A 19,000-nucleotide genomic window follows, 5' to 3' on the forward strand; every position below is an offset into this window, starting at 1 on the left:
TATGTGATATGAGGGAGCAGCAATCATAAAAAGGATTCTGTCTGACCAAGTGGAGAAGCGTCGGATGGAATGTAAGAAAAAAGAAGCAGAAGGAGCAGCGGGAATTGATATGGAACTAAGTGTGATAATTGCCAAGCTGGCGGAAGGAATGTTTGTCAGTATACAAATTTTTATAATGACACTGGTGTTTTCGCTGCCCCTTGGGCTAGTGGTTGCCTTTGGAAGAATGTCAAAGAATGCCATTCTGAGGAATGCAGTAAAGGTTTATATTTCCATTATGCGCGGAACACCGCTGATGCTGCAGCTGATGATGGTATATTTCGGGCCGTTTTATTTGTTTCGAATTAAGGTGGGAAATGGTTTTCGGCTTTGGGCTGCATTTATTGGATTTGTGATCAATTATGCCGCGTATTTTGCAGAGATTTACCGCAGCGGAATTCAGTCCATGCCTGCAGGACAGTATGAGGCGGCCAAGCTGCTTGGATACAGCAGAACGCAGACCTTTTTCCGGATTATTCTTCCTCAGGTAATAAAGCGGATCCTGCCGTCTGTGACGAATGAGGTGATTACTTTGGTTAAGGATACGTCTCTGGCCTTTACCATTGGTGTGTTGGAGATGTTTACCCAGGCTAAGGCTCTGGCGTCTTCTCAGACCAGTATGATTCCCTTTGTGGCAGCAGGTCTGTTTTACTATGTATTTAATCTGATTGTGGCAGTGGTTATGGAGTATACGGAAAAGAAGCTGTCTTATTATCAATAGATTCGGAGGAATATCAGCATCATGAATTTACTGGAAATGAATCATGTGAAAAAGTCATTTGGTGGGCTGGAGGTGATACGGGACATTTCTCTCCATGTGGGAGAGGGAGAGATTGTTTCCATTATCGGGCCGTCCGGATCCGGCAAATCTACGCTGCTGCGGTGCGCTACTATGCTGGAAACCATGGACAGCGGCGAGCTGATATATCTGGGCGAGCGGGCAGCCTGGAACAATGAGAAAGAGGAGACGGTGTATGCTCCGAGGCAGGAACTGCGGAAAATCCGTCAGAATTATGGACTTGTGTTCCAGAATTATAATCTGTTTCCGCATTTTTCCGTTTTGAAAAATATAACAGATGCGCCGGTGACGGTTCAGAAGCGGGATAAAAAAGAAGCTGTAGAGACGGCTATGGAGCTTTTGAAGAAGATGGGGCTGGAGGACAAGGCGGATGCCTATCCCTGTCAGCTTTCCGGCGGACAGTGCCAGCGTGTAGCGATCGCCAGGGCTTTAGCTTTGAATCCGAAGATTTTGTTCTTTGATGAGCCGACGTCAGCTTTGGATCCAGAGCTGACAGCAGAGGTGCTGAAGGTGATTAAGTCTCTGGCTGATCTCCATATTGCAATGGTTATTGTGACTCATGAGATGGCCTTTGCACGGGATATTTCTGACAGGGTTATTTTTATGGCGGACGGTGTGATCGTGGAGGAAGGACGTCCGGAGGAGGTGTTTGCTTCTGAAAATGAACGGACACTCAGCTTCCTGGGACGATATGGCGAAATGCTGAAGGCAGAGAAACAGTAACTGTTCAGGGGAGGATATCTTCTTGTCCGGCTTTGCAGGATAAGAAGATACCCGTCTTGAATCGTTATGAGAAATAAAAAGCAGAACTTGTACGAAACTGGTATTTTGTGTTACACTAGAGATAATGGAGTCGAATGTGAGTGATGGCTGGGCGTCTTTTCAGAAGGATTCCCAGCCATTTGCTGTATTCGGAGGAGACAATAAAAGGATTTGCGGCAGTTTGGTTTATTTTGAACAGCTGCAGGAAGTTCAGAAAAGAGCGGAATAGGAAATGGAATCAGCAAAAACGATTTATGATATTGCCAAAGAGGCTGGTGTATCAGCCAGTACAGTGTCAAGGGTGGTAAATAACAAACCGGGGATCAATGAAAAGACCAGGAAAAAAGTTCAGCAGCTTTTGGAAAAGTATAATTATATTCCCAATGAGGCGGCCAGGGGACTTGTAACCCAGTCATCCAGGATTATCGGAATTTTGATTGAAGATATCCGGGTATTTCATCATACGGAATCAGCTTATGTGATTGAACAGGAGATGACCCGACTGGGATATACCTGTATCACTTTAAGCACCGGACCGGATCCCAAAAAGAAGGCAGAATATATTCGGCATCTGGAGCAGAGGCGGGTAGAGGGCGCTATTTTGATGGGCTCAATGTTTGGCAGCAGCGAGGTTGAGGCAAGTATTCGTGAGCACCTCAGCGGAATTCCTATTGTGATAGTAAATGGATATCTGGATCTGCCCAATGTATATTCGGTTTTGGCTGATGAGGAGCGGGGAATTGAGGAATGTGTGGAGCTTCTGGCGCGTAAGGGGCGCAGGAACATGGCTTTTGTACTAGATCTGGAAACTCCTTCTAACAATAAAAAGAAACGTGGATTTATGACAGCAATGATGCGTCAGGGGATTCCTCAGGAACAGCAGCTTTTATACCGGGCGGATGAGGAGGAGGCTTCTTTTCCAGATCCTCACAATACGATTCGGCGCGGAGCGGAGATAACGAAGCGGCTGCTGAGGGAAAATCCTCAGGTGGATGCGATTGTCTATTCTGTGGATATGCTGGCGATTGGCGGGCTGCAGGAGATGGAACGTCAGGGAATTGCGGTGCCAGGGCAGATTGCCGTTATGGGAGTGGACAACACGATTTATGGAGAGATCTGTAAGCCGCAGCTGTCTACATTGGATAATAAGCTGGTAGAGGTAAGCCGCAACGCCTCTGGTATTCTGCTGAATGCTCTGGAAAAGAAAGTTGTATCAAAAAGAATGATGGTTTGTACGGAAATTATTGAGAGAGAATCAACGTAAATATTTTTTGTTTCTATCTGGCTGGGAAATGGGCAGTTGTCCGGTTCCCGGCTATTTTTATGTCATAGGAAAGAGCGTCCTACGACATAAAAACGCTCCGCGAGGATCGCCATGGGTTGGAAGAGAATTGGATAATGAGACGACCCGCCGCAGGCGGAGAGGCTCGCGAGCAAGCTTCTTTCTTGTTCCATAGGAAAACTCGTCTTGTGGTATAAAACTGGCTGTGGAGGTGTACTGGGGTGGAAGAAAATATTACGGAAGCAGCAGAAAATATTGTTGAAATAGCCGCAATTTGGCGCGAAGGGGACATTGTAAAGTAGGCGGGGAATTTTTGTGGGACAGTTTGTAATCATCACATGTGAACCCCGGAGAAGAGATTTTGCATATATAGAGGAAAAAGCCAGATTCTGCACAAACTTGAATGAGAAGTTTACAGTTTAAGTGGAAGAAGTGGATTCCTGTTTAAAATTTGATTCGCGTTAAAAATTTTATGAATAATTGTGTGACAAAAGAAAAACACGCGCATAGCTTTAAATGATTTCTCGGGAGATACATAGGCGTCATGAGGGAGAACTATGAGCGTTAAGGTGGGTGTTTTTTTAAAAACGCCAAGCAATCGATTGCTATAGAAATATTGAATTATATGAAATGTGTACAAAACTAAATGAAATAAAATGTGGAAAATACATATTGAAAATATGAAAAACCTCTGGTATTCTATAAAAGAAGTTAGCAATCGATTGCAAAGATAAAACAAAAACAGAGATTTTCAAATGGATTATTTAGAGCGGAGCAAGAGCTGGATAGAAGCAAGAACCGCAAATAATTGCAAGAGAATGCAGAAAGCAGCAAAAGGCGTGCAGAAAGCAGTAAAGAATGCAGAAAGTAGCAAAAGGCGTGGAGAAAGCACCGGGAACAAAGGAACGTGCAAAATTCACAGGAAAGAAAGAGGAGAAACCATGATTTACGGACATATTCATACGTCGGAGAGTGCGGCGGCTTACTCTGAGACAATCAGAAAGGCAATTCAGATTCTAAGAGAAACAGATGTGACAGATATGCATCACGGAAAGTATCCGTTAGATGGTGACAGACTGATTCTTCAGATTAACGAGGTGACCACAGGTCCGAAGGAGACAAAGCGCCCGGAGGTACACAGAAAATACATTGATGTACAGTACATGGTTCACGGACATGAATATATTGGTTTTTATCCGGATCAGAAAATCAGCATGGTAAAAGAGGACAGACTGGCTGAGGATGACGTGCTGTTTTATGAGGAGAATGACCGGGTGAATGAGATGATGCTTCCTATGACAGACGGCTGTTACGCAATCTTTTTCCCGGAGGATGTACACCGTCCCTGCTGTCAGATGGGTGAGGCAGAAGATGTGAAAAAGATAGTTCTGAAGGTAAGAGTTGATACATTATAAAGCGAGAGCCTGAGAAAGCAAGAGCAAGAGAAAGTGAGAGAAAAGGAGAAAAAAGATGAGAGTAAAATATGAGGTTATGGTAAATGAGTTTGAGCGTGTTTTGAAAAAATATGGTTTTAATGAGAAGAATGCAAAGGATGCAGCGCAGATTTTTGCTCAGAATTCTCTGGCTGGCGTATATTCTCACGGTTTAAACCGTTTCCCAAGAGTCATTGAATATCTTCAGAAGGGTGAGATTGATCCCCAGGTGACAGCGGACTGTGTTTTGAGTATGGGCGCTTTTGAGCGTTGGGACGGTCACAGAGGCTTTGGTCCGTTAAATGCAAAGCAGGCGATGGACCGGGCTGTGGAGCTGGCAAAGCAGTATGGCATCGGTATTGTTGCTCTGGGCAATAACAACCACTGGATGCGGGGCGGAAGCTATGGCTGGCAGGCAGCAGATCAGGGATGCATCGGAATCTGTTGGTCTAATACCTGTCCTAATATGCCGGCCTGGGGCGGTATGGACAGAAAGATTGGAAATAACCCGCTGATTTTTGCAGTACCCAGAAGCAATGGAGAACATGTGGTGATTGACTGTGCAGTATCTCAGTTTTCTTATGGTAAGCTGGAGGATTGCCGTTTGAAAGGAATTCAGCTTCCTGTTCCCGGCGGATATGACACCAACGGCAATCTGACAACAGATCCGGGTGAGATTGAGAAAACCTGGAGAGTGCTTCCCATGGGATACTGGAAAGGCAGTGGTATTTCTATTGCGCTGGATCTGATTGCAACCGTTTTGTCCAATGGAAACTCTGTTCAGAAGATCGGTACCTTTGGAGATGAGGTGGGTTTGACACAGATTATGATTGCTATTGACCCGTCTAAGGCCAATACACCAGAGCTGACAGACGAAATCGTGACGAAGATTGTAGATGATATCAAATCCTCTGTTCCGGTTAAGGAAGGCGGAGAGGTATATTACCCAGGCGAGCTGGAGTTAAAGAGCATTAAGGAAAACATGGAGCAGGGAATTCCTGCAGTAGAGGAAAAATGGAATCAGGTTCTGGCTATGTAAGAAAAAGGCTGGGCAGCAGCCCGGAGCAGCAGGAAACGGGAACGGCAACCTGGAGCAGCAGGAAAGGCCAAACAGCAGCCCGGAGCTGTAGGAAAGACCAGGGCAGATACCAAAAACAAAAATAAGCATCGGACAAATACCTGATGATAAGCAAGATGAAAGAGAACGTATAAGGAGAGGATCATGGGAAAAGCGGCATCTTTATGGGGGGCGGCGCTGGTGGGAGCAGCAGTTTTGGCTTTAAGCGGCTGCAGCGCAGCGGAAAGCAGAGATACAACGATTATCCGTGTGGCATTTAATCAGTCAGAGTCACATCCAGAATACATTGCCATGACGGAATTCGGAAAAAAATTCAGTGAGGCAACGAACGGGAAATATGAGGTTCAGATTTATCCTAATGCCATTATGGGAGATCAGGGGCCGGTTACAGAGCTGGTGAGAACTGGCGCCCTGCAGATGGCTATGGTTCCTGTTTCTGTTCCGGAGGGCTATAACAGAGACTTTGCCATTGTCTCAGCTCCGTATCTTTACGATAATACGGCACAGCTTCTAGCTTCTGCAGGCAGCAAAAGAGGGAGTATTTGATACATTATTTGAAACAACAAAGAAATTTAATTTTGAGGTGGTATCTTTGTATACATCTGGAGCAAGGGCTATTTACACAGATAAGCCGATTTTGACTCCGGCGGATCTGGCCGGTTATAAAATCCGGGTTCAGGATTCCGACACCTATATCCGTATGATTAATTTAATGGGCGGTGTAGGAATTGCAATGGCCCAGAGTGAGGTGTATACGGCAACTCAGCAGAAGGTAATTGAGGGCGGAGAAAATTCTGAGCGGGTGTACATGGACTTTAAGCATTATGAGGTGGCTCCTTATTTCAGCTATACCAATCATCTGGTTATGGCGGATACAGTAATTGCCAACAGGAAATTTGTAGAAGATATGGATGAGGAAACCAGAGAGATTTTTTACCGCCTGATGGACGAATCTATGGAACGGGAATTTCAGCTGATGGATGAGTCTGTGAAGCAGGGCCGTCAGGATGCAGAGGAAAAAGGCGCTCAGTTTGTCTATCCAGATGTAGAGGAGTTTGAGAAACGGTGTCAGCCCTTGCTGGAAGAGATTGCAGATCAATCTCAGGTAACGCGGGATATTTATGACAGAGTTCAGAAAATCAAAGAAGAAATGGAGGTACCTAAAGCATGAAAATAATTCGATCGATGTTTGATAAATGTATAGAAGCTGTAAGCATTGGGATTTTTGCGCTGATGGTGCTTCTGGTAACTTTTCAGGTTTTTGTCCGCTATGTGTTAAACAGTCCCAGCGCATTCAGTGAAACTTTGACCCGGTATCTGTTTGTATGGCTGGTTTTGATTACGTCTACCTATGCCTTTGGAAAACGGGATCATATGTGCATCAGTTATCTGAAGGACAAGCTGCCTTTAAAGGGACAGCGGATGGTTAATATTCTGATTGAAGCAATTACCTTTTTCTTTGCAGCGGCAATTATGATTTACGGAGGTGTCCGGATCTCTGCCATGCAGATGGTTCAGCTGGATTCTGTTTTAAAAATTCCAACCGGACTGATTTACTCGATTATCCCTATTAGCGGAGTGGGAATTGCATTTTATTCTCTCTGTAACCTGATGACAGAATATACGATGTTAAAGGAGGGCAAATAAATGTCTCTGGCAGTAATCAGCGCAATTATTATGACAGTCCTTCTGATTGTGATGCTTGTTATGGGCGCATCCATCAGTATTGCGATTGGTCTTTCCTCTGCGGTGGCAATGCTTTGTATGCTGCCGGTGGATATTTCTCTTATTACATCGGCTCAGCGAATTTTTACAGGAGCAAACTCCTTTTCTCTGATTGCGATTCCGTTTTTTATTCTGGCAGGAAATATTATGAATAATGGCGGAATTGCCGTTCGCCTGGTGAATGTGGCAAAGGTATTGTCTGGCCGGATGCCGGGCGCCCTGGCTCAGTCCAATGTTGTTGCAAATATGATGTTCGGTGCTATTTCCGGATCCGGCGCTGCGGCTGCGGCTGCTATTGGAGGCACCATGGGTCCTCTGGAAGAGCAGGAGGGTTATGATAAGGTGTTCAGCACGGCTGTAAATATTGCTTCTGCGCCTACAGGAATGCTGATTCCCCCGTCCAATCTGATGATTGTATATTCTACGGTAGCAGGAAGCGTATCTGTAGCGGCACTGTTTGTGGCCGGTTATGTTCCCGGAATTTTGTGGGGAATTGGCGTGATGGCTCTGGTAGCTTATTTTGCAAAAAAGAAAGGCTATGTCAGTGAAGAGCGGGTAGATTTGAAGACTGCTTTACATGTGATTGTCGATGCTATTCCCAGTCTGCTTCTGATTGTAATTATTATTGGCGGAATTCTGGGCGGCGTATTTACGGCAACAGAAGGATCAGCGATTGCTGTTGTCTATGCAACCGTGCTGTCTCTGATTTATAAAAATATTAAGCTTCGGGATCTTCCGGGAATTATCCTGGAATCTGCAAAAATGACGGGAATCATTACATTTATGATTGGTCTGTCCTCCATCATGTCCTGGGGAATGTCCTTTACGGGAATTCCGGATATGATCGGAAGCGGAATCCTGGCTTTGACCAGCAATAGATATGCGATTCTGATTCTGATGAATATTATTATCCTGATCGTAGGTACCTTTATGGATCCCACTCCGGCAATCCTGATTTTCACTCCGATTTTCCTGCCGGTATGTCAGAGCTTTGGAATGAATCCCATTCATTTCGGAATTATGATTTCTTTTAATTTGTGTATTGGAACGATTACTCCGCCGGTTGGTTCTATTTTGTTTACCGGATGTAAGGTAGGCGGCGTATCCATTGAAAATGTTATGCGCCAGCTCCTTCCATATTTTTTCGTTATTTTACTGCTTTTAATTCTTGTAACCTATGTTCCGGCGGTTTCCATGACTCTGCCCACATTGGCAGGATTGGTATAAAAAAGAAGCTCGCTTGCGAGCTTCTTTAGCTTGAACCGATGGGATTAATGGCTTTCCAGCCGGGAATAGTAAAGAACTCCGCCCAGAATGACAAGTCCGCCTGCAATCTGCAGAATGCCTGGAATTTCGCCAAAAAGAAATACGGCAAACAGGGCGGCAACTACAGGCTCGCACAGCTTGGAGGCAGAGACAAAGGTGGGGGACAGAAATTTCAGACACCAGCTGAAAATACTGTGCCCCAGAATTGTGGAAAATATGGCCAGAAGCAGCCCCACAACAATGCCGCTGGCCCCGTAGCCGGTCAGAGAATATCCCTGGAAGAGGGTGATAAGCACCAGCGCAGCTGCGGAAAACAGGTACACAATAAAGGTATAAATAGTGGTAGAGGTATTTGTCCGTGCCACCCGGCCAATCAATGTGTAAACAGCTACCACAATGGCTGCCAGCAGCGCAAGAAAGTCTCCGTAAAGGTAGTTTCCCTCTGAGGAGGAATCTGACCAGGCAATGAGCATACTTCCTGTCAGGGTAATGACAATGGCCAGAACGGCTTTTGCAGACAGCCTTCCTCCCAGAAAAAGGCAGAAGCCCAGGGCAACCCAGATGACCTCTGTACATACAATGGTGGTAGAGCTGGCTACAGAGGTGTGGTGCAGAGATTCAAACCAGAGTACAAAATGCAGGGCAAGAAAGATACCGCTGACGGCGCAGAGAAGCGCCGTCTTTTTGTCTGTGGAAAACAGCTCTTTGCGCCTTGGTTTGGAAAAAAATACAACCGGAGCCATCAGGGCAACGGTCCACAGAAGCCGGTAGGCGGCAGTTACGACGGATGGCGCCTGGGAATACCGGACAAAGATTGCAGAAAGAGAAATTCCCATAATTCCGACAGCAATCATAATCATCGGATGCTTTTCTAAGTATTTCATAAGAACCTCCTGAGTTTATGCTGAAAACAAAGGTTATTTTAGCACAAGCCCAGGAGTCTGTATATCCTTATATAGCTGTGATTTGAAAAATTCGCTTCAGCCCTGCATGGCTGAACTGCTGCAAAACTTCTATTATCAGAACTGATGTCCCGGCTGAGTCATGGACAGAAGATTCAGACCGTTTTCCAGCTGTTCCTGTGTGAGAAGACCGGAATTTTGTACCAGTTCCCGGACCGGAATGCCGGTTTCCAGAGACTGTTTGGCAATGTCTGCTGCCTTTTTATATCCGATATAGGGACAGAGGGCGGTTGCCAGAGAAACACTGGATTCTACCAGCTGTTCGCACCGCTTTCTGTTGGCTGTAATGCCAAGGATACAGTTGTCAATGAGTGTGCGGACAGCTCCGGTCATGGTGTCAATGGATTCAAAAATTTTGTAAAATACTACAGGCTCAAAGGCGTTTAATTCCAGCTGGCCTGCTTCAGCAGCCAGGGTAACCGTAGTATCATTGCCGATTACGTTGTAGGCTACCTGGCTGACTACCTCCGGAATAACCGGGTTGATTTTGCCGGGCATAATGGAGGAGCCGTTCTGTTTGGGCGGCAGATTGATCTCTCCGATGCCTGTTTTGGGGCCGCTGGAAAGAAGCCGCAGGTCATTGCAGATCTTCGACAGGTTGACAGCGCATGTTTTCAGCATGGAAGAAGTAAATACAAAGCCGTCCAGATTCTGGGTTGCATCGAACAGATCCTCAGCCTGACTGCAGTCCGTGCCGCATACCAGGTTGATGTTTTTGATAATGTGGAACAGGTAAATGGGATTGACGTTGATAGCAGTTCCCACAGCCGTTGCTCCTATATTGAGAACGCGGATCTCTTCTTCTACCTGCTGAAGGCGGCGGATGTCCCGGGTAATAACCGCAGCATAGGCTTCAAAGGACTGACCCAGACGAATGGGAACAGCGTCCTGAAGCTGGGTGCGCCCCATTTTAACCACATCATCAAACTCTACGGACTTGTCCATAAGAGCCTTGTGAAGGCGCTTTAATTCCTGAATCAGACCTGGCATCAGCTCCAGAATGGTCAGCTTTCCGGCGCAGGGAATCACATCATTGGTGGACTGCGCCATATTGACATGATCATTGGGGTGGACGATGGAATAATCGCCTTTTTTTCCGCCCAGAAGCTCAATGGCTCGGTTGGCAATGACCTCGTTGGCGTTCATATTGGCAGAGGTACCGGCACCGCCCTGAATGGCGTCTACAATAAACTGACTGTGCAGCTTTCCGGCTATGATTTCATCACAGGCGCGGATAATGGCCTGACCGATCTGCTCATCAAGAACATGGGCAGTCATATTGGTCATGGCTGCGGCCTTTTTGATCCGGGCCAGATTGTTGATAAAAGCAGGATGAAGAGGGCATCCTGTAATATTGAAATTATGTTTTGCCCGAAGACTCTGCACACCGTAATATGCTTTTGCAGGAACCTCCATAGTACCGATGGAATCTGCTTCCAGACGAGTCAACATAAGTAAATGCCTCCTTATATGTTAGATAAAATTGTAATAACAGCTCAGCCATGCATCTTCTTACCCATTTACCATGGAAAGGAAGGGGGGATGGCATGGCAGGGGAGGGACTCTCTCTGATTGCAACATAACACTGAATTGAGGCAATGTAAATACCTTTTAGAAAAAACGAAAAAATGAAGATAATAAACAAATAAACGTATTTTTCTTAAAAAAATTAATATAAAACTTAAATTAATTAAGTGCCAAAAAGAAAAAAACGGAGAAAAAAGAAGTGAAAGGCAGTTCTCCAGTCCAAGAGCCGGAAATGAAAGGGGAAAATCTTGAAAAATGCTTGCAAAATCAAGATTTTCCTGTACAATGAAAGTGATACAGAGGATGGGGACAGCAGATGCCCCCATTTTTTCTGATGTCATAGGAAAACACCTGTGATATTAGAAAAATGCTCGCAGGCGAGCTTCCTTCTGATGTTTTCGTGAGAACAAAAAACAGATTGATTTGAGAGGAAGAAAGGTGTTAAAACATGATTAGTGCAAATGGTGTTACCCTCCGGGTAGGAAAAAAGGCATTGTTTGAAGATGTAAATATTAAATTTACAGAGGGCAACTGCTACGGCCTGATCGGTGCTAATGGAGCTGGAAAGTCTACATTTTTAAAGATTCTTTCTGGACAGTTAGAGCCCACCAACGGAGATGTGGTGATTACGGCAGGACAGCGGTTATCCTTCCTGCAGCAGGATCATTTTAAATACGATGAGTTTCCGGTTCTGGATACGGTTATTATGGGAAACCAGAGACTGTATGAGGTAATGAAGGAAAAAGATGCTATTTATATGAAAGAGGATTTCTCTGACGAGGACGGTATCCGGGCTGCAGAGCTGGAAGGTGAGTTTGCAGAGATGAACGGCTGGGAAGCCGAGTCTGACGCAGCGAACCTGTTAAACGGTCTGGGCGTTGATACCAGCTTCCACTACAGCCTGATGAAGGATCTGACTGGTGCCCTGAAGGTAAAGGTGCTGTTAGCGCAGGCGCTGTTCGGAAATCCGGATATTCTGCTTCTGGACGAGCCGACTAACCATCTGGATCTGGATGCGATTGCATGGCTGGAGGAGTTCCTGATTAATTTTGAAAATACGGTAATTGTCGTTTCTCATGACCGTTACTTCCTGAATAAGGTCTGCACTAATATTGCTGATATTGACTATGGCAAGATTCAGCTTTATGCTGGTAACTATGATTTCTGGTATGAGTCCAGTCAGCTGATGGTTAAGCAGATGAAGGAGGCAAACCGGAAGAAGGAAGAGAAGATTAAGGAGCTGCAGGAATTTATTCAGCGCTTCTCTGCCAACGCTTCCAAGTCCAAGCAGGCAACCTCCAGAAAGCGTGCCCTGGAAAAAATTGAGCTGGACGATATTAAGCCTTCCAGCCGTAAGTATCCGTATATTGATTTCCGTCCCGCACGCGAGATCGGTAATGAGGTTCTGAAGGTAGAGAATCTGACAAAGACCATTGATGGTGAGAAGATTTTAGACGGCCTGACCTTTACTCTGAACCGGGATGACAAGGTTGCCCTGGTTGGCCCGAATGAGCGTGCCAAGACCGTTCTCTTCCAGATTCTGGCAGGAGAGATGGAGCCAGATGAGGGTTCCTATAAATGGGGACTGACCACAAGCCAGTCTTATTTCCCCAAGGATAACAGCGCTGAGTTTGACAGTGATGATACGATTGTAGACTGGCTGACTCAGTATTCTCCGGAAAAGGATGTTACTTATGTTCGCGGTTTCCTGGGACGTATGCTGTTTGCCGGCGAAGACGGCGTAAAGAAGGTGAAGGTGCTTTCCGGAGGTGAGAAGGTGCGCTGTATGCTTTCCAAGCTGATGATTTCCGGAGCCAACGTTCTGATGCTGGACGAGCCGACCGACCATCTGGATATGGAGTCAATCACTGCCCTGAATACAGGTCTTGTAAAATTCCCGGGCGTGCTGATTTTCTCTTCCCGTGACCACCAGATCGTGCAGACTACGGCAAACCGCATTATGGAAATTGTAAATGGCCAGCTGATTGATAAGATTACTTCTTATGATGAGTATCTGGAAAGCGATGAGATGGCAAGAAAGCGTTTTGTATTCTCTGTATCAGAGAAGCAGGAGGAGGACAACTAAAAGCGACAGCCCTATTCGATTTCATCATTGGAATGAAATGGAAAAGGGCTGTCCTTTTTCTCTTTGGATTGTCTGGGTTATTCATTGTTGTTATGCCTGAAAAATCCTTTCGATAGTTTTTTCTGCGTCCAGCTCATCCTGACCGTTAAAGAAAAAACGGAGAGTTTTGCCGTGGAATCGCAGGTTGCGAATCATCTCGTCGTAGTTTTTTACATTGACCTGAATATTGTCGCATTCTACAAAAATATCACAAAGGAATGCGTTGGCTGTGTCAATGAGAAAGGAAAGCGGCACCGGTCTGTAGCGCCGGCATGTGTCTACCTGCCTGGATATCATAATAATTCCCCCTTGGTATGCACAAATATCCTTTTGCAGAAGCCGGGTGAATGGGTTACGGTGCAAGTGAACGGGTGACAGAAATGAAATACAAATGCTTCAGATAAAATCAGATATAAGCAGTTTAACATAAACTCTTTTAGAAAACAATGTTTTTATAGAGAAAATGCATTAAGATTTCGATAAAAAGCGATGAATAATTATAATTATCGCACAATATTACTTTATTTTTTTAAGTTCTTGTCAGATTTTGGCAAAACAGCTCCTGTTACAGGAAATATAAAGGGAGAGATACCGCAATGAATTTAATTAATATTGAGAAGATAACAAAGGTGTTTGCAGAACGGAAAATATTTGATCAGGCATCATTTTTCCTGCAGGAAGGAGAAAAGGTCGGGATCATCGGCATTAACGGAACCGGAAAGACTACGCTTCTGAAAATGCTGGCTGGAATGGAAGAGCCGGATGAGGGAACGATTACAACAGCTAATCATGTGGTTATCCGCTATCTGCCTCAGCATCCGGAGTTTGAACCGGAGATGTCCAGTCTGGAATGCGTTTTGGCGGGCAATGTGTCTGAGGAAAACCGCTGGACGATCGAAAGTGATGCAAAGACCATGATGACCCGTCTTGGAATCCGGGATTTTGAACAGCCGGCAGGTCAGCTTTCCGGAGGACAGAGAAAGCGGCTTGCGCTGATTTCCGTTTTGCTTTCCCCGGCAGATATTTTACTGCTGGACGAGCCGACTAACCACCTGGATAATGATATGGCGGACTGGCTGGAGGAGCACCTGAAAAAATGGAGAGGCGCTCTGATTATGGTAACCCATGACCGCTATTTCCTGGACAGTGTCTGCAATCGAATTGTGGAAATAGACAAGGGCGCGGTATACAGCTACCAGACCAATTATTCCGGCTTTCTGGAGCTGAAGGCTCAGAGAGAGGACATGGAGGCGGCCAGTGAGAGAAAACGCCAGTCTATTCTGCGGGTAGAGCTGGAATGGATGCGCAGAGGGGCAAGGGCCCGTTCTACAAAGCAGAAGGCTCACATTCAGAGATATGAGGAGCTGAGGGATCGGGAAGCTCCGGTACAGGATTCAAAGCTGGAATTAAGCTCGATTTCCACACGTCTGGGAAAGACAACGGTTGAGCTGGATCATATCTGCAAGGGATACGGGGAAAGAAAGCTGATCGATGATTTCAGTTATATTTTCTTAAAGGGTGATCGGGTAGGCTTTATTGGCTCTAATGGATGTGGAAAGTCCACGCTGATGAAAATAATTGCAGGGCTGCTTGCTCCGGATTCTGGTCAGGTTGTTGTGGGGCAGACGGTGAAAATGGGATATTATGCCCAGGAGATTGCATCGGAAGTGCCGGAGGAGGACGCAGACAGCCATGGCATTGATTTTTCTTATATGAATCCGGAGCAGAGGGTGATTGATTATGTGAAGGATACGGCAGAGTATATTCAGACCGTGGATGGAGTTTTATCTGCTTCGGCTATGCTGGAAAAGTTTTTATTTACACCGGAGAAACAGTACAGTCCCATTGGAAAGCTGTCCGGCGGTGAGAAAAAACGGCTGAACCTTTTGCGTGTGCTTTGTTCTTCTCCTAATTTTCTGCTGCTGGACGAGATTACCAATGATCTGGATATTGCCACTCTGACGATTTTGGAGGATTATCTGGATCGCTATGAGGGAATTGTGGTTGCCATATCCCATGACCGTTATTTCCTGGATCGTACCATGAAGCGTATTTTTGCCTTTGAGGGAGATGGAAAGCTCAGACAGTATGAGGGCGGATATACGGATTATGCAGCCAGAAAGGCAGCAGAGGCTGCCCTGGAAGAGGAAGAACAGGGCGGCAGCAGAACAGCGGCAAAGCAGGAAACGCCTGTAAAAGAAAAGGGACAGCGGACCCGCGGCCCGCAGAAGCTGAAGTTTACCTACAGAGAGCAGAAGGATTATGAAACCATAGAGGCGGATATGGCAGCTCTTGAGGAAAAGATTGCCGAACTGGATCAGGCTATAGAGGCCTCTGCCCATGATTTTGTAAAGCTGAATCAGCTGATGGCGGAAAAGGAGGAGGCAGAGACTGCTCTGGAGGAGAAAATGGAGCGGTGGATGTATCTGGAGGATCTGGCTGCAAGGATTGCGGAGCAATAAGGGGATTATAGAATTCTGGTTTAAAGGGGCTGTTGCACTAATTTGCGATAGCCCCAAGCTTGTTTCCAGAACTTTATGGGATTCGGTTATTTCTGATATGGATTTTGAGAAGAAACTTATGTGATATGTTACATGAAATTAAAAAAACGCAAAAAAGTAATTGACAATAAACTGCAATTAGAGTAAACTAACTTAAGTGAGAATAAATTAATCAATCAATGGAAAAAGGTTTTCAGTGCCGAAGGCGTTTAAAGGAGTGAATTTATAAAAATGAATCTGCTGAATGCAAAAGAAGGGGAAGAATATATCGTAAAGGATATTGCAACAGAGGATGAAGAACTGACCGCTTTTCTATTTTCCTTAGGCTGTTACAGCGGCGAGCCGATTACAGTAGTTTCTCATCTGAAAGGCGGATGCGTCGTTTCTATTAAGGATGGACGTTATAATATGGATACTGATTTAGCGAAGGCTATTTCAATATAAGAACAGCATCAAGACTGTTATTTTTTTGGGAACACAGTTAGTGTATGCTAATTAAGGTTAGAAAATTATAATACCATAAGGGAGGCAGGATTATGAGGATTGCTTTTGCAGGAAATCCGAACAGTGGAAAAACCACCATGTATAATGCCCTGACCGGCAGAAATGAGCATGTCGGCAACTGGGCGGGAGTTACAGTGGAGCGAAAGGAAAGCCCGATAAAAAAGAGCTATTATAACGGAATGGAAGAGATTGTTGCGGTTGATTTACCGGGCGCCTATTCCATGTCTCCGTTTACGTCAGAGGAAAGCATTACCAGTGCGTATGTGAAGAATGAGAAACCGGATGTCATTATTAATATTGTGGACGCCACGAATTTAAGCAGAAGCCTGTTTTTTACTACGCAGCTGCTGGAACTGGGAATTCCGGTGGTGGTTGCATTGAATAAAAGCGATCTGGTGGAAAAGAAGCAGACGAAGATTGATGAAAAGCTTCTTTCTGAAAAGCTGGGATGCCCGGTTATCAAGACGGTTTCAACTTCTTCCGGTCATGAGGGATTGAAGGAGGCTGTTCATGCCGCGGCAGAGCTGGTTGGAATGGGGCAGAGAGCGCCTTATGTCCAGGCAGATATTGATTTGAAGGATAAGGCGGCTGTAGAGGCGGAGGATCGAAAGAGATTCGCTTTTGTGAACAGCATTGTAAAGCAGGCAGAAAAGCGAAAGGTATTTACGAAGGATAAAAATATTCAGGATAAGATTGACGCCATCATTACTCATAAGATCATTGGAATTCCGATTTTTGTGGCTGTGATTTTCCTGGTATTTTATATTTCACAGACAACACTGGGAACCTGGATTGCTGACTGGCTGGTAGGATGGATTGAAGCCTTCCAGGGCTGGGTTGGCGGAAAGATGGAAAATGCCAGTCCTCTGTTATATGCGCTTCTTGTTGATGGTATTATCGGCGGCGTTGGCGCAGTGGTTGGCTTCCTTCCGCTGGTTATGGTGATGTATTTCCTGATTGCACTGTTGGAAGATTGTGGATACATGGCAAGAGCAACCGTAGTTCTGGATCCGATTTTTAAGCGTGTCGGACTTTCCGGTAAATCTGTCATTCCGATGGTCATTGGTACAGGATGTGCGATTCCCGGTGTTATGGCCTGCCGTACCATTCGTAATGAAAGAGAGCGCCGGACTACGGCCATGCTGACACCCTTTATGCCCTGTGGAGCAAAGATTCCGGTTATAGCGCTGTTTGCGGGGGCGTTTTTTGCAGATGCATGGTGGGTTTCTGCAACCATGTATCTGGTTGGAATTTTGCTGGTGCTTCTGGGCGCTCTGCTGGTGAAAAAGATTACCGGTCAGAAATACAGAAAATCATTTTTTATCATTGAGCTTCCGGAGTATAAAATTCCAAGCCTGAAGAGAGCCTGCATTTCTATGCTGGAGCGGGGGAAGGCCTATATTGTCAAGGCTGGAACCATTATTCTGGTGTGCAACACCGCAGTACAGATTATGCAGAGCTTTAACTGGCAGCTTCAGCTGGTTGGGGAGGGAGCAGAAGGAACCTCCATTTTGGCTTCGATTGCCCATCCCTTTGCCCTTCTGTTTATTCCGCTGGGATTTGGCGCATGGCAGCTTGCGGCAGCGGCAGTAACTGGTTTTATTGCAAAGGAAAATGTGGTTGGTACACTGGCAGTGGTATATGGTGTGACAAGTTTGATCGATACGGAAGAGCTGGCACTGGTTGGAAGCGGAAGTGAAGTGGCAGCGGTTATGGGACTGACGAAGGCAGCGGCTCTGGCTTATCTGATGTTTAACTTGTATACACCGCCCTGCTTTGCAGCTCTGGGAGCTATGAATTCTGAAATGAAGAGTGGAAAATGGCTGCTGGGCGGAATTTGTCTTCAGCTTGGCACAGGCTATACCGTGGCATTCCTGGTATATCAGATCGGCACATGGGTAACAACCGGTTCTCTTGGAACTGCATTTGTTCCCGGACTGATTGCAGTTCTTGTATTTGCGCTGATTGTTCTGTGGAGAATCCGCAAATCTGAGAAGGAATTTGCTTCTGAATACAGCTTACATGCTGCACGATCATAAGGAATATTCGGGTGGCGGGCGAAACCTTGCTGTTTTGCCTGCCGCTTTTCAATTAGAGGAGGGATACTATGGAGAATCTGATAGGAGCAGCTGTTCTGGTTGTTCTGGTAGGAGGAGCGGTAGCTTATCTTATCAGGGCAAAACGAAGAGGAGTAAAGTGCGTGGGATGTCCTGCTGGAGGCACATGTCATAACAGCCAGAAAGTGAAAAGGAAAAAACTGGAGGGATCTGTAATTGACAGAAAAACCATGATGATTTCAGGAATGCACTGTGCCCGCTGTGTACAGAGCGTGTCGGATGAGTTGAACAGAATAGAGGGTGTTTCTGCGCAGGTAGATCTTGAGAAGGGATGTGCAAGGCTGGCATTTGATCGGGAAGTGGAGGAAGACGTATTGATTCAGGCTGTAGAAAAGGCTGGATTTACGGTGATTTCGATTCAGGAATAAGCCTGCTTCTGCATTGGAAAGGAGGTGAAGACAGTAGTGAAACAGCATAGGTTTTGGGCCTGGGCTGCAGTTTTTTGCTTTATCATGGTATTTTATACGGGCTATCAACACAAATAATCAGGAGGTATTTATTATGTTTAGTGATTCTGCTTTGAAGAAAATTGGAATTTTTGCAGGAGGAGTCCTGTTTGGAACTGCGGGAGTAAAGCTTCTTACCAGTAAGGATGCAAAAAGAGTGTATACAAACTGTACAGCGGCTGTTCTGCGGGCAAAGGAGTGTGTAATGGAAACAGCGGAGGCTGTTCAGGAAAATGCGGAAGATATTCTTGCAGAGGCGCAGCTGATTAATGAAAAGCGGGCCGAAGAGGCGGCCATGCAGGTTCAGGGAGGGCTGTTCGAAGATGCCGGTGAGGAAGAGCAGGAAGAGGAGAAATAAGGAAAAAACAAATAAGAAAAACTAATAAGAAAAACAAATAAGACACAAACAAATCAGAATAAATCGTACAGGTAAT

The 19,000-nt window shown here is 45.6% G+C and carries 18 protein-coding genes; 15 read left to right on the forward strand and 3 right to left on the reverse strand.

All coding sequences use genetic code 11. The features are described from left to right. Positions 1-109 precede the first annotated feature (109 nt). From ACESON_RS10130 to ACESON_RS10170, 9 genes are all read left to right on the forward strand, one after another. Positions 110-760 carry an ABC transporter permease subunit gene (locus ACESON_RS10130; RefSeq protein ID WP_177958990.1) on the forward strand — a complete coding sequence of 217 codons (651 nt, stop codon included), beginning with the start codon at positions 110-112 and terminating at the stop codon, positions 758-760. A gap of 21 nt (positions 761-781) precedes the next feature. Beyond that, positions 782-1,561: an ATP-binding cassette domain-containing protein gene (locus ACESON_RS10135; protein WP_177958968.1), complete on the forward strand. Its 780-nt coding sequence runs from the start codon at positions 782-784 to the stop codon at positions 1,559-1,561. Positions 1,562-1,832: 271 nt separating this feature from the next. Continuing rightward, the gene (locus tag ACESON_RS10140) at positions 1,833-2,864 is read left to right on the forward strand and encodes a LacI family DNA-binding transcriptional regulator (protein ID WP_373109656.1); all 1,032 of its coding nucleotides are present in this window, start codon (positions 1,833-1,835) and stop codon (positions 2,862-2,864) included. 959 nt (positions 2,865-3,823) lie between these two features. Next, the gene (locus ACESON_RS10145) at positions 3,824-4,297 is read left to right on the forward strand and encodes a YhcH/YjgK/YiaL family protein (protein WP_373109659.1); all 474 of its coding nucleotides are present in this window, start codon (positions 3,824-3,826) and stop codon (positions 4,295-4,297) included. A gap of 55 nt (positions 4,298-4,352) precedes the next feature. Beyond that, positions 4,353-5,354 carry a 3-dehydro-L-gulonate 2-dehydrogenase gene (gene yiaK, locus ACESON_RS10150; RefSeq protein ID WP_373109661.1) on the forward strand — a complete coding sequence of 334 codons (1,002 nt, stop codon included), beginning with the start codon at positions 4,353-4,355 and terminating at the stop codon, positions 5,352-5,354. Positions 5,355-5,537: 183 nt separating this feature from the next. After that, the gene (gene dctP, locus ACESON_RS10155) at positions 5,538-5,939 is read left to right on the forward strand and encodes a TRAP transporter substrate-binding protein DctP (protein ID WP_373109663.1); all 402 of its coding nucleotides are present in this window, start codon (positions 5,538-5,540) and stop codon (positions 5,937-5,939) included. 46 nt (positions 5,940-5,985) lie between these two features. Further along, the gene (gene dctP / locus ACESON_RS10160; RefSeq protein ID WP_373109665.1) at positions 5,986-6,564 is read left to right on the forward strand and encodes a TRAP transporter substrate-binding protein DctP; all 579 of its coding nucleotides are present in this window, start codon (positions 5,986-5,988) and stop codon (positions 6,562-6,564) included. Beyond that, on the forward strand, positions 6,561-7,040 hold the full coding sequence (locus ACESON_RS10165; RefSeq protein WP_373109667.1) for a TRAP transporter small permease: 480 nt from the start codon (positions 6,561-6,563) through the stop codon (positions 7,038-7,040). Before dctP (ACESON_RS10160) ends, ACESON_RS10165 begins: the two co-directional genes overlap by 4 nt. Beyond that, positions 7,041-8,345: a TRAP transporter large permease subunit gene (locus ACESON_RS10170; RefSeq protein ID WP_177958974.1), complete on the forward strand. Its 1,305-nt coding sequence runs from the start codon at positions 7,041-7,043 to the stop codon at positions 8,343-8,345. Positions 8,346-8,389: 44 nt separating this feature from the next. Here the strand turns inward: ACESON_RS10170 and ACESON_RS10175 are convergent, their stop codons facing one another. Both ACESON_RS10175 and ACESON_RS10180 read right to left on the reverse strand, forming a co-directional pair. After that, the gene (locus tag ACESON_RS10175; RefSeq protein WP_373109669.1) at positions 8,390-9,268 is read right to left on the reverse strand and encodes a DMT family transporter; all 879 of its coding nucleotides are present in this window, start codon (positions 9,266-9,268) and stop codon (positions 8,390-8,392) included. Positions 9,269-9,403: 135 nt separating this feature from the next. Beyond that, on the reverse strand, positions 9,404-10,798 hold the full coding sequence (locus ACESON_RS10180; protein WP_373109670.1) for an aspartate ammonia-lyase: 1,395 nt from the start codon (positions 10,796-10,798) through the stop codon (positions 9,404-9,406). Between the two features lie 523 nt (positions 10,799-11,321). Here ACESON_RS10180 and ACESON_RS10185 point away from each other — a divergent pair. Continuing rightward, positions 11,322-12,959 (forward strand): ABC-F family ATP-binding cassette domain-containing protein, encoded by a 1,638-nt coding sequence (locus ACESON_RS10185; RefSeq protein WP_373109672.1) that lies wholly within the window; start codon positions 11,322-11,324, stop codon positions 12,957-12,959. A gap of 90 nt (positions 12,960-13,049) precedes the next feature. On the opposite strand, the gene ACESON_RS10190 is transcribed toward ACESON_RS10185, so the two are convergent. Further along, positions 13,050-13,295, reverse strand: coding sequence for an HPr family phosphocarrier protein (locus ACESON_RS10190; RefSeq protein WP_177958978.1), 246 nt, complete (start codon positions 13,293-13,295; stop codon positions 13,050-13,052). A gap of 299 nt (positions 13,296-13,594) precedes the next feature. Between ACESON_RS10190 and ACESON_RS10195 the strand changes: the two genes are divergently transcribed. The 5 genes from ACESON_RS10195 to ACESON_RS10215 all read left to right on the forward strand — a co-directional run bounded on the left by ACESON_RS10195 (position 13,595) and on the right by ACESON_RS10215 (position 18,924). Next, positions 13,595-15,460 carry an ABC-F family ATP-binding cassette domain-containing protein gene (locus ACESON_RS10195; RefSeq protein WP_373109674.1) on the forward strand — a complete coding sequence of 622 codons (1,866 nt, stop codon included), beginning with the start codon at positions 13,595-13,597 and terminating at the stop codon, positions 15,458-15,460. 270 nt (positions 15,461-15,730) lie between these two features. After that, entirely contained in the window at positions 15,731-15,943 is a 213-nt protein-coding gene (locus ACESON_RS10200; protein ID WP_177958980.1) for a FeoA domain-containing protein, read from the forward strand. A 92-nt stretch (positions 15,944-16,035) separates the two neighbouring features. Continuing rightward, positions 16,036-18,042, forward strand: a complete 2,007-nt coding sequence (feoB, locus tag ACESON_RS10205) for a ferrous iron transport protein B (protein WP_373109676.1) — start codon at positions 16,036-16,038, stop codon at positions 18,040-18,042. Positions 18,043-18,110: 68 nt separating this feature from the next. Beyond that, positions 18,111-18,488 (forward strand): cation transporter, encoded by a 378-nt coding sequence (locus ACESON_RS10210; RefSeq protein WP_177958982.1) that lies wholly within the window; start codon positions 18,111-18,113, stop codon positions 18,486-18,488. 133 nt (positions 18,489-18,621) lie between these two features. After that, positions 18,622-18,924 carry a DUF6110 family protein gene (locus ACESON_RS10215; RefSeq protein ID WP_373109677.1) on the forward strand — a complete coding sequence of 101 codons (303 nt, stop codon included), beginning with the start codon at positions 18,622-18,624 and terminating at the stop codon, positions 18,922-18,924. The last annotated feature ends 76 nt before the right edge of the window (positions 18,925-19,000 follow it).

Origin of the sequence: Lachnoclostridium sp. Marseille-P6806, assembly GCF_964238185.1 — a bacterium.
GTDB lineage: Bacteria > Bacillota > Clostridia > Lachnospirales > Lachnospiraceae > Brotaphodocola.